Consider the following 15,175-nt stretch of genomic DNA (forward strand, 5'->3'; position numbering starts at 1 on the left):
TTTCATCAAAAAACAATTACTATTTTTAATAATGAAATAAATGTTTAATAACGGTCAACTCTATTCAGGGAAGTTCAGTTAATGGTTAATGGAGTTTATGAATTTTTATGTTTATTGTTATCCTTTCAACTCTTTGTTTTGTTTCAGGTTTTAGACAGTGGACTGCTTTCGTGTTACGGGTCTATACCTCAACAGAGTCAGTGACGACAGCAGGCAGCAGGCAAGTTGTGAAGTGTTACTCTATCACTGTCTAGTTCTCGACCTACTTTTGATGGTCTACGCCAGGCAAGTACTTTTTCTTTTAAAAAAAACCTGCCTGCACTTCGAGTTTCCTCAGTGATAACGGCAGGCAAGGCTCGAACTGACAGAAGTATCCACAGGATTAAAGCTGCTTGTTCTTTTGTTTCTCGTGGTGATATAATTTTTATTATTTCTTTTTTGCATGGCCCAAAAAGGAAACGAAAAACGCACTTCCGCTTGATTGACAGCTATTTCTTAAAAGGAGTCGGGTTTTAAAACATAAACTGACTAGATCGCCACTAAAAAGATAGCTTGAAAAGTAAGTCGAGATGTACTTGAGAGGAATCAGAATGACAGATTAATATTCCATCATGGGCATGTAGTCGAGTACCCAAGTGAGATCGGAATAGGGTAAACTATTAACAAACTCCTACCTCCTATTTCCTATTTCCTAACTCCTATTCCCTAATTCCTAATTTCTATCTTTTCCAAAACATCCAAGCAGGCGAACCTTTGACTTTATCGGCTTCGTATCCGTAACCATAACCATAATTATAACCATAAGCTCCTTCAGCTTTTACACCATTCAGTACAATTCCTATAGACTGGAGTTTGTTGTTTTTTCTAAGGTCTTCGATGTGCTGCAGAAGTTTGGTTTCGGTATAACCAGCCCTTACCATATATAAAGTCAGATCAGCATACTTGGAAATCAGCAAGGTATCGGTCACCAAGATGGTAGGTGCCGAATCGACAATGACGATATCATACAAAGCTTTGGCCTCTTCCAATAGTTGTTGAAAACGAGTACTCATCAATAATTCTGCAGGGTTGGGAGGAATACTCCCTGAGAGGATAACGTCCAAATTCGAAAAATCGAAGCTATTCTTGATGATAATGTCATGCAGGGCTGTGCTCGAATCATACAAAAAGTTAGAGACCCCTATATGGTTTTTATCTTTATTGATATAGGTATGGATCTGAGGGTTTCTTAAATCACATCCTACCAACAAGACTTTCTTTTTTGTGGATGCCATCGAATTGGCTAGGTTGACTGCGGTAAAGGTTTTTCCTTCTCCCTTGGTGGTCGAGGTCACGTAAACCACTTGGCCTTTTTCTGCTTCGGAGTTTTTAAAGTAATTTAAATTGGTGCGTAAAATCCGAAAGGCTTCCGCCAGAATACTTCGGTCATTTTTTAAGACCACTTGATGGGAGGTTTTATCCAATTGTGGTAATTCGCCCACTACCGAAACCTGGGGCAGCAACCGCGATACTTCTTGTTTGGAATTGATCTTCGTATCCAATAAAAAGTAGAGATAGAAAAATCCGAAGGGCAATAACAAGCCTAAGATAAGCGCTGCCAAAAGGATAATCATTCTTTTGGGAGAAACCGGCTCTGATCCTGTATAAGCAAAATCCACTACCTTAATGGTAGGCGCCGTCGTGGCATAGCTCAAGGCAGCCTCTTCTCTACGTTGTAACAAAAACAAATACAGCTTTTCTTTGATGTCTTGTTGGCGGTAGATTTCCCTACCTATTTTTTCTTTGGCGGGTAAGCTGGCCAATTGTCCGCTAGAAATATTTTCTTGGCGTTGTATCGAATTTAATTGCAACTGTAAGGCGTTGATATATGCATTGACGCTGGAGATGATATTTTGCTGTATACTTTCTAATTGCTGGTTGATATTGATGACCGCTGGGTTCGACTCAGTAGCACCGACCAATAAGGCGTTTCGTTCTTGTACTAGCCGGTTGTACTGCTCGGTTAAGTTATTGACCGAACCGTCTTGAATTCCGATGTTGGCAGGCAACAGGTTGTATTTTTCTTGGCTGAGCAAGACGTCCTTAAAATCTTTGGTGATTTCCAACTGGATTTCGGCTTCTACCCGCTTTTTTTCAGACTCCGCTTCTTTGCCCAATAACTGTTCTGCGGTGGTTTCTACCGTCAAGATATCATTGTCTTGTTTAAAATCGACAATTTCTGTTTCTACGGTATCCAACTCTTGCTCTAAAAACACCAAACGGTCTTCCACAAACTCTTGGGTACGTTTGGACACCAAACGTTTGTCTTCTATCCCATCTTGGTTGAACTGATTGATCAAATTATTGATAATAGCTTCGTTCTTATTCGCATTTTCCCCTTGCAATTTGATTTGAAGAATATGACTTTCTTTTCCTACCGGAGCGATAAGAACCCCTTTATTTAATTGAGATATGGCCTTGTCTGTTGGGATAAATTGAAAATGTAGTACGGTTTCTTTGCTCAGTATATTTGATTTATCTGTTGTTGTTTTTTCAATTTTAAAACTATAGCCCTGCGAAGAGACCAATTCATTGTATTTTCCGTGTATGACCTCTCCATCATTTGGGGTGATTTTAAACGTATTGGAATTTACACTTCTTTCGAAACGAAACAATACCGATGGATTAGCCAAGCTATCTTTATTGTACCAAAAAATCTTAATCGGTACTTCCTTGTTGTGTAATAAAGCCGATTTGATAGTCGCAACATTATAAAATCTCGTATTTAGGTTTTCTTCATCCACCACTTTTTTCAACAAGCGTCTGGATTTAAAAATCTCGATTTCATTTTCCAGGTTGACTTTACTCAGGTTGAATAAACTTGTCGAACCACTTAGACCCGATAAATCTACCCCGCCGTCATTGGATTCGTCTAAAATTTTAACCTTTGCTTGCGTTTCGTAAATGTTGGTGCTGTACCTTAAATATAAAAACGCAGTAATTAAACAAATTATGATGCTTAGCAAAAACCATGGCCAGTACTGTAGGTACTTATAAATAAGTAGTTTTAAGTCTTCTCCTCCCGCTTGGTCTTCGTAATGATTTTTGATTTCTTCCATAAAACTATCTGAAAATGATAATGGCTGTACTTAATAAAATGGAGAATACGGACAACAAGGTTCCTAAATTCCCAATCACCCCTGCCGATTTTACTTTGGCACTGTTCGGGGTAACATACACAATGTCATTGGGTTTCAAGTAGTAATATTCGCTATTCATCCAGTCAGAGGTGGTTAAGTCGATGACTACTTGCTCCCGCTTGTCTGCTACTTGCCGGATCAACAGCACTTGTTCTCTTTTGCCCTGTATGGTTAAATCTCCTGCTGTTCCCAAGGCTTGCGGTAGAGAAAAGGTTTCTTCGGTAATCTCATACGTACCTGGATTTTTGACTTCTCCAATAATGGTAATTTTAAAGTTCAGCAAACGTACCCTTACCGTAGGATCTATAATGTAAGTGGCTAATTTACTTTCCAATTCCTTTTGTAACTCACTTGTGGTATAGCCTGTTACTTTGAGTTCCCCAAGCCCAGGGTAATTAATCGTGCCATTCTCACGCACCAAATAGCCTTCCAACTTTAAGAGGTCGATCTGACGCGCTTGGGTCGATGCCCCCATCAATGCCTTATCAAACTGAAAAGGAATCAAACTTTTTTCGTTGGCGGCACTGATGTCTATTTTTAGAATATCATTGACTTGTATGTGAGGATGCTCATAGATTTCATCCACACTTTTCAAATTAATCTCTTCGATATCTTGGAAATAGAGAATGTCTTTTTTTGTAGAACAGCTCATCAGTAAAAGCCCTAAGCTCAACAACAGTACTAGTTTTTTCACACGTTTAAGTTTTAATAATTACCACCTGTTATGCATTTTAGCTCAAATCAATTCCAAAACTGTCAGTTCGAATGATTTTTTGCTAAAAAATCGTATCGAGAACTATTTCATAAGCTAAAATCTTATACTCGACCTATCTGCACACGCTCGCTAAGCTTTAGCGTAAGCTTCTCACAAGCAGGTACAAACTTTACTCTTTTCAATTGTAACATAGCGAACAGCTACCACCCCTACGCTGTCTCCCTAAAAATTTTAAACCCTTTCTTTTTTAACGAAATAAAGCTTAAAATTTGTTCATGCGTGTTACGTGGCTGCAAATATAAGGTAAAAATATCAGTCAGCAGAGGTTAAAAAATCTTAAAGTTATTGAAAACAATAGTATTTTGAAGAGAAATAAAACCTACAAGTACAAAATTTAGGTTAAAAAATCGCTTCATGCTGTTTTTATTCTGTAAATTAGAATATTATATTTACCTAATTTATATATTTGGTTTATATATTTGCTGTAGGAATATGACTAACCTATGAAAGGAAAAACTACGATAAAGAAGTACTTGTTGAAATTTATCAAGCCATTCGTGAAAAACTATGTGCCCAGGCCTTATATTTTCACTATTGATGTTTTACTTTCTTTTATAGCGGCCCAGTCTTCCTTTTACTTGATCAACTCCGTCAAAACAAATCCTGAAATACTCACGCTCACCTGGCAACTGTTTACCATCGTAGCTACCCAAGCTATGTATTACCTTATTTTTAAATCTTTTGCCGGTTTGGTGAGGTATTCTAGTTTTAAAGATGTCATTACACAACTCAAAGTGACCACCGCTGCGGTATTTAGCCTCTTAATCATCAATAGGATTTATTTCTTAACACAGGCAGAGAAGCTTATTTTAGACGCAGGGATCATTGTCTATGGTTTTATTGCTTTTTCGTTACTCTTTTTCTTTCGAGTGATTGTCAAACGTATCTACAAAGCCATCAATGCCAATAAAAACTCTAAAATGGCTTATATTTTAGGAACCGATCGCTATGACATTGCCATGGCTGAAGGCTTGATTTCTGAATTTTCTGATGCTTTTAATATTGTGGGGTTTATCAACACAAGCGACAAAAAAATGGGCAACCGAATTCATGGCTTACCTATCTACAATATCCATCAGATTAAAAAATCTTCCAGTTCCAGTATAGATGCGGTGATTGTTAGGGAAGAGAAGATTGAAATTCTTCGGAATAAAAATAGCCAGTTGTTTGCTGAACTTTTAGAATTGAAATATAAAATTTTAAAACTCCCTAAGCCCGAAGATTTATACAATAAAAAATCGATTTCTAAACTCAAAGAGATTAAGATTGAAGACCTATTACAACGGACGCCCATTAGTTTAGACAAAAGAAAGCTCTTCAGTTTATACGCCAATAAAACTATTTTGGTGACCGGAGCTGCAGGGTCTATTGGAAGCGAAATTGTACGACAGCTTATTCCTTTCCAACCCAAGTGCATTGTTTTGGTCGATCAAGCCGAAACCCCTTTGCATGAGCTTTCGGTTAGCTTAGATAAAGATTTTCCGGAGCTTAATTACACTAAAGTCGTCGCCAACGTAAGAAGCAAGAAAAGAATTCGTGAAGTTTTTGAAAAATTTCACCCTGAAGTAGTTTTTCACGGAGCAGCCTATAAACATGTTCCCATGATGGAAGACAATCCTATAGAATCGCTAAGCGTCAACTTCCATGGCACTAGAAATTTGGCGGAGCTTGCCGAAGAATATCATATCGAAAGGTTTGTGTTTGTGAGTACCGACAAAGCCGTAAACCCAACCAACATTATGGGCGCTTCGAAGAGAGCAGCCGAAATCTACATCCAGTCTTTGGCGAGTAAAGAAACCCAACAAACCACTTATATTACCACTCGCTTTGGGAATGTATTGGGGTCTAATGGTTCTGTGATCCCTCATTTTAAAAAGCAAATAAAAAACGGAGGACCGGTTACGGTAACGCATCCCGATATCACCCGCTATTTTATGACCATCGACGAAGCCTGTCAACTGGTCTTAGAAGCCGGAGCCATGGGAAAAGGTGGTGAAATTTATGTGTTTGATATGGGCTCACCCATAAAAATCATCGATTTAGCCAAACAAATGATTCGTCTGTCTGGTCTGGTTCCTAATGAGGATATCAAAATTGAATTCTCAGGTTTAAGGCCCGGTGAAAAACTGTACGAAGAGTTATTGGCCGATATTGAAAAAACATTACCTACCCACCACAAGAAAATTATGATTGCTCAGGCAACACATACCTTTACAGCCTCTAAAAACAACCTACTCTCAAACTTACTCCAACATGTCAAGTTAAATGATTTTGAAAAAGCAGTACTTTGTTTACACGAACTAGTACCCGAATATACTCCAATTGACGTGAATGACTTTCGTTTTGATGAAGCCAAAGCTAAGATTTTATGCCAAGATGACCTTAACGGTAAGGTCTATGCAAAGCCAAAAAATTTCCCTACCAAAAAGGTATCTTAAATACTATTTGATGAGATCTTTCATTTTAAAAATAAAATTTTTATCTTTTTTAGAAAATTTATTTGCGAGAATACAAAAACAGTTTATATTTGCACTCGCAATTAAGCAAACGGTCTGGTAGTTCAGTTGGTTAGAATACCTGCCTGTCACGCAGGGGGTCGCGAGTTCGAGTCTCGTCCAGACCGCAACCAATAAAAAGCTTCAATTTCTATTGAGGCTTTTTTTACGAAGTTGTGTTGTGTGATACCTGTAATAAGGTATCCTAGGTTTAAGTAAATTAAGCCAATGAAGAGCTTTTCCTAATTTGTTGGAAGGGCTTTTTTTGTTTGAAGGGAAATCTTATTAAAAAGTCAAGAAGTCAACTTTCTAAATGCAATAAAGTACTACAATTCAACTTTCAAAGAGTTAACTATTCACCATTAACAATTAACTTTCAACTTCCAAAAAGTTAAATATTCACCATTAACAATTAACCACTAACTATTAACTTTCAACTTTCAACTTTCAAACGCTTACTTAAACTTCTGCCGCTCTAATAAATAAGTGAGTAACACCTTCTCAAACCGCTCGTTGATATCTACCGGAACATAACCAATTTGGTATTGCAAACACATTTCTTTTAGTTGTTTAAAATACTTTTCAACTTCTTCTTGGTATACTTCTTTGATGTTCGCTGCATACAAGGCTATTTTTTCGCCCGTTTCTATGTCTTCGTAACGTTTGGGAAGGTTGTTAAAATCAAAAGCAAATTCTGTTTTCTTATCGTAAGTGTGAAAAAGCACCAATTCATGCTTATTATATTTAAGATGTCTCAGGGCTTCTATCAACCTTTCTTCCGACTCATCGTACTGAAACATATCGGTAAATAAAAAAATAAGTGAACGCCTTTTTACTTTTTCAGCAATCTGATGCAAAATTTCGTAGGTATTGGTCGCCTTGTTTTTATTGCTCACATTCACTGTATTTTGCAATCGGTGCATCAGCAACTGAAAATGCCTTTCATTGCCCTTTTCGGGGAAATAACTCTCATATACATCACTAAAAACACTTAAACCAACGGCGTCTCGTTGTTTTTTCAGGATTTTCATGAGTGCTGCGGTTGCCAAAACTGCAAAACCTATCTTGTTGTAATGCATTAAATTTTGTTTTTGTAGTATCGGATAATGCATCGACGAACTGTTGTCGATAATCACATGGCATCGTAAATTGGTTTCCTCTTCGTATTTTTTGGTGTAAAGCTTATCGGTTTTCGCGTATAGCTTCCAATCGATATGCTTAGTGCTTTCTCCTTGGTTATAGATTTTATGCTCGGCAAACTCGGCAGAAAACCCATGAAACGGACTTTTATGTAATCCAGAAATAAAACCTTCGACAATTTGTCTGGCTAGGTGATCTAAGTTTTCAAATCCTGATGCTTGTTGTAGTTCTTTCTGAATTTCCATAACTCGATTTCTATCTATAATTCTATTGAAATAAAAAAGTTCTCGATACAATCCCGAGTTCTCGGGATCACTCCTTTAGACTTTTTCATAAAAATAAAAAAAGGTTCAGCAACCGCTCAACCTTTTTCTAAATTTATTTTTGAATTCTATCTTACAACAACTGATCGATCGCTTGGGTATAAGTATCTTTTGGCGAAACACCTACTTGTCTTCCTACCAACTCTCCTTTGTTAAAAACCAAAACGGTCGGGATGTTGCGCACGCCGTATTTTGCCGCAAACTCTTGGTTAGCATCTACATCTACTTTTCCTACCACCGCTTTACCATCGTATTCCTTACTGATCTCATCAATGATTGGCCCCACCATTCTACAGGGTCCACACCAAGCAGCCCAAAAGTCTACCAATACCGGTTTGTCGCTATTTAATACTGTTTCTTCAAAGGTTGCGTCTGTTATTTCTAAAGCCATTTTATTTTAATTTTTAATTTTATCTACTACAAAAATACATAATATATTTCTTTTCTGAAGACTTCTCATATTATAAAGCTCAATAAGTATATAAGGGTTTTTTATTAGTTATTGTAATAGAGAAATGATTTTTGTTTAATTCTCGTTGCTTCGTGTGATTTCGCTTTGCGGAATTGTATCGAGAAGTATTTCAAAGGCTAAAATTCTTATTCTCGATACAAATTTTCCTCTTGAAAAGAGTAAAATTCACTCGAATTGACAGAATTTTATCAAAATACGCAGCGGGTTAATTTAGTTAATTCTATACTGCAAACTTTCCTCGTCTAAGCTTTCTAACAATTCTTTACATACATTTACCTTTTGTTTGGCACTTTGCATCTGCAACTTCAGTTTTTCTTTGCGTTCATAGACCAAAAAGTTGAGCGTATGATTGCCTTTATGCTGTTTGATTAAAGTATTCAGATTGTCAATTTTTTCATCTTTTAACTTGTTGACATCTATTTGTATGGTAATCTTTTTGGATAAACTTTCCATCACCTCTTGTAATTGTTTAAACGAATTAAACTGAATTCTCGGAGCTCTCTTGTTTCCGCTTTTATCAGTATAACCTTCTTTGATATAGGCTTTGATATGCACAAAAGTACTAGGTACCAAAAAGTGCCTAAACTTTAAGTATTCTTCCCCAAAAATCATAAACTCACAACTATCTTCATAATCATCTACCGTAAATTTTGCCCAACCTTTCCCATTTTTTGCAATGCGATGTTCTACCCCAGAAATCACGCCTCCCAGTGAAAGTTCTCTATTGATATAAGGCTCCAAGTTTCTAAAATGTTGTAATGTGGCATTACAGAAATATTTCAATTCGTTTTGGAAATCATCCAACGGATGTCCCGAAATATAGATTCCTACCACTTCTTTTTCTTTTTTGAGTTTTTCCATGGTTGCCCATTCTTCACAAGGAGGAACTTGCGGCTCTGGAATTTGCACATCACTGCTTTCGCCGAAAAGGCTTACTTGAGAAGAATTCTGACTTTCTTGGTATTTTGCCGCATATTTGATCACTTTTTCTAGAAACGGAATCCCATCGCCGTCGTCATGAAAATATTGTGCGCGATGAGTAGCTTTAAAACAATCGAATCCACCGGCAAGGGCAAGATTCTCAAATGCTTTTTTATTGGCGGCCCGCAAATCAATACGTTTGGCCATATCAAAAATAGAACGGTAATTGCCATCTTTCTTACGGGTTTCAACTATAGTTTCTACGGCTGCTCCGCCAACCCCTTTGATCGCTCCCATTCCGAAACGAATCGCATTGTCTTTATTTACCGAAAATTTGTAAAACGATTCATTCACATCTGGCCCTAAAACCGGTAGTTTCATACGCCTACATTCTTCCATAAAGAAAGTGACATCTTTGATGTTATTCATATTGTTGGATAACACCGCCGCCATGTATTCTGCCGGGTAATGTGCTTTGAGGTAAGCGGTTTGGTAGGCTATCCAAGCATAGCAAGTCGAGTGTGATTTATTGAACGCATAACTTGCAAAAGCTTCCCAATCTTTCCATATTTTTTCCAGCACATCACGTGGGTGTCCATTTTTCTCTCCTCCATCTAAAAACTTAGGCTTGAGTTGTTCCAACAAATAGAAGATTTTTTTACCCATGGCCTTTCGCAATACATCGGCTTCACCTTTGGTAAAACTTGCCAGTTTCTGCGAAAGCAACATTACTTGCTCTTGGTAAACTGTAATTCCGTAGGTTTCTTCCAAAAATTCTTCCATAGCGTCAAGGTCGTAGGTAATCTCTTGGGTGCCATTTTTTCTAGCGACAAAATCGGGAATATATTCCATCGGACCAGGCCGGTACAAGGCATTCATGGCGATAAGATCCTCAAAAACCGTTGGCTTCAGCTCTCGTAAGTGTTTTTGCATTCCGGGTGATTCGTATTGAAAAATCCCAACGGTTTCTCCTCTTTGGAAGAGTTCGTAAGTTTTTTCGTCATCTAAGGGAAAAGTTTCTGGATCTAATAAAATGCCATGTTTTGCTTTGACAATTTTGACGGTGTCTTTGATCAGTGTAAGCGTTTTTAAACCCAAAAAGTCCATTTTAAGCAGTCCTGCACTTTCTACCACGCTGTTATCAAACTGGGTGACATACAAGTCGGAATCTTTGGCGGTTGCCACTGGAACATAATTGGTAATATCGCTTGGGGTAATGATCACACCACAAGCATGAATACCCGTATTTCTTACCGAGCCTTCAAGTATTCTCGCTTGGTTTACCGTTTGCCCTTCGAGGTCATCTTGTTCAGACAGGTTTTTGAGTTCGTTGATTTTTTCGACATCTTCACTTCTGAATTTCGATTGTACTTCTTTATCGCTTAACGCGAAAATCTTATACAATTTCGACATATCGGGTACCAACTTGGCAATTCTATCGGCATCTTGAAGCGGTAAATCGAGTACTCTTGCGGTATCCCTAATAGATGATTTAGCAGCCATCGTACCGTAAGTAATGATTTGCGCTACTTGATTGGCACCGTATTTTTCGATGACATAATCCATGACCTTACTTCTTCCTTCATCGTCAAAATCGATATCGATATCGGGCATACTCACACGATCGGGATTGAGAAAACGCTCAAAAAGCAAATCGTACTTAAGCGGATCGATATTGGTAATCTTCAAGCAATAGGCGACCACACTTCCCGCCGCCGAACCACGACCCGGACCAACCGAAACGCCCATCTTTCTGGCTTCACGAATAAAATCCTCTACAATTAAAAAGTAACCCGGATAGCCTGTGTTTTCAATCACCGAAAGCTCGAAGTCGATTCGATCTTTAATTTCAGGCGTGATTTCGTTGTAGCGCTGTTTGGCACCTTCATAAGTAATGTGGTTTAGAAAAGCATTCTCTCCTCTTTTCCCACCGTCTTTTTCATCTTCTTCCGATTGAAATTCTTCTGGGATGGTAAATTTTGGTAATAAAACGTCTCTCGAAAGCTGGTAAACCTCTATTTTATCGACAATTTCTTGGATGTTGGTAATGGCTTCTGGCAAATCTTTAAACAAAGATTTCATTTCGTCGGAAGACTTAAAATAATACTCTTGATTGGGCAAACCGTATCGGTAACCACGACCGCGACCAATGGGTGTAGCTTGTTTTTCGCCATCTTTTACACACAACAAGATATCGTGGGCATTGGCATCCTCTTGTGTGGTATAGTAGGTGTTGTTGGTGGCAATGAGTTTTACTTGATAGGCTGTTGCGAATTTTAACAACACTTCATTTACCCTATTTTCATCTTCTTGGTTGTGCCGCATGATTTCGAGATAGAAATCCTCTTGGAACTGTTCTTTCCACCACTGTAAAGCTTCTTCAGCTTGTTTTTCGCCAATGTTTAAAATCTTACTGGAAATCTCTCCGTATAAATTCCCCGAAAGGACAATGAGATTTTCTTTGTATTTTTCTACGGTTTCTTTATCGATACGCGGCACATAATAAAAGCCTTCGGTATAAGCAATGGAAGACATTTTCGCCAAATTGTGATAGCCTTGCTTATTCTTGGCAAGAAATACTATCTGGTAACCGTTGTCTTTTCGGGATTTATCCAATCGATTTTCGCATACAAAAAATTCGCAACCCACAATGGGTTTGATGGGAATCTCATCAAAGTCTTCCGCTCCTTTTTCTAATTGTTCTTTAACTTTTTTATTGTGGTTATGAGCCGCCGAAACAAAGTTGAAGGCTCCCATCATATTCGCGTGATCAGTCAATGCAACTGCAGGCATTTTTTGCTTTGTCGCGGCAGCTACCAAATCGTTGACACTTATGGTAGATTGCAATATCGAAAATTGACTGTGGTTATGTAAATGCGAAAAAGTAACATCCCCTAACTTTTCGAGGTTTTCTTGGATTTCCTGTTTTGTAGGAACCTCAACCTGCGTTTCTTTTTGAAGCTGTTCTTTTATTTTTTTAGAAGCGGCTTTTAGGTTGATGTGCTTTAAACCAATTAGTTGAATCGGTTTTGGGTTTTCTTCCGAAAATTTCTCAAAATAATCGGGAGCCACATCCAGCTCTTCTCTTGTGAATACCCGTTGGCGCACCAACTCAAAAAAGCAACGCGTGGTTGCCTCAACGTCGGCAGTCGCGTTATGGGCTTCTTTAAATGATTGATCGAATAAAAACTGGTGTAATTCTGACAGGGTTGGCAATTTAAACTTACCGCCACGCCCTCCGGGAATTTTACACAATTCTGCAGTGGTTTCCGTACAGGTGTCGAGTACCGGTAAATCGTTAAGTTGCGTGGAAGTTTCGTTTCGGTAAAACTCGCAACCCATAATGTTAAGATCGAAATCTACATTTTGTCCGACTACAAATTTGGTCTTGCTTAAAGCTTCGTTGAACTTTTCCAATACCAATTGCAAATCCTCCCCTTTTTCTTGTGCCAATTCTGTAGAAATCCCGTGAATACGCTCAGAATCATAAGGAATATCAAAACCCTCGGGTTGGATTAAAAAATCTTGATGCTCGATGAGATTTCCCCATTGGTCGTGCAACTGCCAAGCTATTTGTATCGCTCTAGGCCAATTGTCGGTGTCGGTAATGGGTGCATCCCAACGTTTAGGTAAACCCGTGGTTTCGGTATCGAAGATTAAAAACATGTAAACTCTATTTATTATACTTGAAGTATCGTAAATATAAAGATATCCTTACGGTCTAAAAATGAAAAAGACCACCATTTATTAACAGGCGGTCTTTTTGAATAATTGAGGGCAAAAAACGGTTTTCTAAAAAAATACTTTTCTTCAAAACGAAGCGAAATGTTTTTTAGTATAAGGATTTTATCTTTTTTTTTAGATAACCCGGTTGAGCTTTTGGGAAATAATCACTTCCAAACCTTTGTAATCCATCGTTTCCTGAATAACATCTTGGTGGTGGTCTTCTTTGTTTTCTTTGATAGACTCCATCAATTCGTTTACTTTTTCCTTAATAAGAAAACGACGCAGGTTTAAAATGGTCTCTACCACCTCACGGCTTTCGAGTTCGCTTTTGTCTTTTACATAAATATCCTGATCATCCCAACGGTGCAACACATTCTTCTCATGCTGCATCAAAATGGTGGTCATTTCTGCAGCTTCTTCTTCGGTGAGTTGGTTGACAAACGTTTCGACCTTTAGTGTTTCTTTTTGTTGAAACTCATGGATGATCTTCAGAAACAAACTTTTAAAAGTAGGGTTGGTAAATTCGATTTCATCTTCCTGTAAGTCTAAGAATATTTTTTCGTAGACTTTAGCTTTTATCATTTCAGATGCTAATTTGATTTCTCCCAACTCATTTTCCTTCAATACAAACTCTTCAAACTCGTCTTCGACATCACCATAAAAAAGCAATAAACTAATGATGTTTTTTTCCAATATTTGTTGGTGGTTGACTTTTAAGCTTTCCTCTTGGGCTTTTATGACTTCAAGTGGCTTTTTCGTTTGAACTTTTTTGGCTTCGTCCCGTTTATTTTTCGAACTGATTTGAGCCAAAGCACTGTAGAGCACCTCTTCGGAAACCTCCATCATCTGTGCCGAGTCTTTCAAGTAAATCTCTTGTTTAATCGCATCGGGGATTAAAGCAATACTCTTGACCAAATCCCTTACGGTTTTGGCTTTTTTGATGGGGTCGTTTTTGGCTTCTTTTAATAATAAATCCGCTTTAAAGCGAATAAAATCTTTGGCATTTTCTGCAATATACCGCTGAATATCTTCTTGCGTATTTTTCTTGGCAAAACTATCGGGATCTTCACCATCGGGAAACGTACAAACTTTTACATTAAGGCCTTGTTCTAAAATGAGATCGACACCACGAATGGAAGCCCGTAAACCCGCTGCATCGCCATCAAAAAGTACGGTAATATGATTGGTGAGTCGTTTGACCAAACGTATTTGTTCTGGTGTTAAAGCGGTACCCGAACTTGCGACCACATTTTCGATACCGGCCTGATGCATCTGGATCACATCGGTATAACCCTCGACCAAATAGCAATTGTCTTCTTTGGCAATGGCTTTTTTGGCTTGGTAAATACCGTATAAAACTTTACTTTTATGGTAAATATCGCTCTCTGGCGAATTGATGTACTTGGCTACGTTTTTATTATTTCCGAGAATTCGCCCACCAAAACCGAGTGTTCGACCTGCCATCGAGTGAATCGGAAAAATAATTCTCCCCTTAAAACGATCGAACTGCTTGTCGTCTTTGACAATCGTCAGACCGGTCTTCTCTAGAAACTCCAACTGATAGCCTTTCCCTAAAGCTTCTTTGGTAAACGCATCCCATTGGTCGAGCGAATAGCCCAACTCAAAATTTTTGATGGTTTCTGAAGTAAAACCACGCTCTTTAAAGTAGCTTAATCCAATCGATTTTCCCGCATCGGTATTGTGCAAGGTTTGCATAAAATATTTTTTGGCAAATTCACTCACCAAAAACAAGCTTTCGCGTTTGTCTGCTTTTTCTTTTTCTTCTGTCGTTTGTTCGGTTTCTTCGATTTCGATACCGTATTTCTTCGCAAGGTATTTTATGGCTTCAGGATACGAAAAATGTTCGTGTTCCATCAGAAAGGCTACGACATTGCCTCCTTTTCCACTGGAGAAATCTTTCCAGATTTGTTTGACCGGTGAAACCATAAAACTTGGGGTACGCTCATCGGTAAACGGACTCAAACCTTTGTAATTACTTCCCGACTTTTTGAGTTGTACAAAATCGCCAATCACCTCTTCTACACGAGCGGTTTCAAAGACTTGATCGATGGTCGATTTTTTTATCATTTTTCTTAAGAAGTAATTATTTTTTCAAAAGTAAGAAAATAAAAAAAAGGATGTCA

General features: G+C 38.1%; 7 protein-coding genes and 1 tRNA gene. 2 read left to right on the forward strand and 6 right to left on the reverse strand.

Features of this window, described 5'->3' with window-relative positions; translation table 11 throughout:
- Positions 1-719: 719 nt before the first annotated feature.
- Positions 720-3,098 carry a tyrosine-protein kinase gene (locus DNG35_RS07570; RefSeq protein ID WP_111127490.1) on the reverse strand — a complete coding sequence of 793 codons (2,379 nt, stop codon included), beginning with the start codon at positions 3,096-3,098 and terminating at the stop codon, positions 720-722.
- A gap of 4 nt (positions 3,099-3,102) precedes the next feature.
- Positions 3,103-3,873 (reverse strand): polysaccharide biosynthesis/export family protein, encoded by a 771-nt coding sequence (locus DNG35_RS07575; protein WP_111127492.1) that lies wholly within the window; start codon positions 3,871-3,873, stop codon positions 3,103-3,105.
- A 524-nt stretch (positions 3,874-4,397) separates the two neighbouring features.
- Between DNG35_RS07575 and DNG35_RS07580 the strand changes: the two genes are divergently transcribed.
- Entirely contained in the window at positions 4,398-6,392 is a 1,995-nt protein-coding gene (locus DNG35_RS07580; RefSeq protein ID WP_111127494.1) for a nucleoside-diphosphate sugar epimerase/dehydratase, read from the forward strand.
- 111 nt (positions 6,393-6,503) lie between these two features.
- Positions 6,504-6,577 (forward strand) — tRNA-Asp (locus tag DNG35_RS07585).
- 327 nt (positions 6,578-6,904) lie between these two features.
- On the opposite strand, the gene DNG35_RS07590 is transcribed toward DNG35_RS07585, so the two are convergent.
- From DNG35_RS07590 to dnaG, 4 genes are all read right to left on the reverse strand, one after another.
- Positions 6,905-7,834 carry a DUF58 domain-containing protein gene (locus DNG35_RS07590; RefSeq protein WP_111127496.1) on the reverse strand — a complete coding sequence of 310 codons (930 nt, stop codon included), beginning with the start codon at positions 7,832-7,834 and terminating at the stop codon, positions 6,905-6,907.
- Between the two features lie 151 nt (positions 7,835-7,985).
- On the reverse strand, positions 7,986-8,303 hold the full coding sequence (gene trxA / locus DNG35_RS07595; RefSeq protein WP_111127498.1) for a thioredoxin: 318 nt from the start codon (positions 8,301-8,303) through the stop codon (positions 7,986-7,988).
- A 291-nt stretch (positions 8,304-8,594) separates the two neighbouring features.
- Positions 8,595-12,971 carry a DNA polymerase III subunit alpha gene (gene dnaE / locus DNG35_RS07600; RefSeq protein WP_111127500.1) on the reverse strand — a complete coding sequence of 1,459 codons (4,377 nt, stop codon included), beginning with the start codon at positions 12,969-12,971 and terminating at the stop codon, positions 8,595-8,597.
- Between the two features lie 192 nt (positions 12,972-13,163).
- Entirely contained in the window at positions 13,164-15,119 is a 1,956-nt protein-coding gene (gene dnaG, locus DNG35_RS07605) for a DNA primase (RefSeq protein WP_111127502.1), read from the reverse strand.
- Positions 15,120-15,175: the final 56 nt, after the last annotated feature.

Source organism: Mesonia sp. K7 (genome assembly GCF_003233725.1).
GTDB lineage: Bacteria > Bacteroidota > Bacteroidia > Flavobacteriales > Flavobacteriaceae > Mesonia.

Coding starts and splice junctions, on each gene's coding strand:
- DNG35_RS07570 (WP_111127490.1), bottom strand. CDS start 3,098: ATGGAAGAAATCAAAAATCATTACGAAGACCAAGCGGGAGGAGAAGAC.
- DNG35_RS07580 (WP_111127494.1), top strand. CDS start 4,398: ATGAAAGGAAAAACTACGATAAAGAAGTACTTGTTGAAATTTATCAAG.
- DNG35_RS07590 (WP_111127496.1), bottom strand. CDS start 7,834: ATGGAAATTCAGAAAGAACTACAACAAGCATCAGGATTTGAAAACTTA.
- trxA (WP_111127498.1), bottom strand. CDS start 8,303: ATGGCTTTAGAAATAACAGACGCAACCTTTGAAGAAACAGTATTAAAT.
- dnaE (WP_111127500.1), bottom strand. CDS start 12,971: ATGTTTTTAATCTTCGATACCGAAACCACGGGTTTACCTAAACGTTGG.
- dnaG (WP_111127502.1), bottom strand. CDS start 15,119: ATGATAAAAAAATCGACCATCGATCAAGTCTTTGAAACCGCTCGTGTA.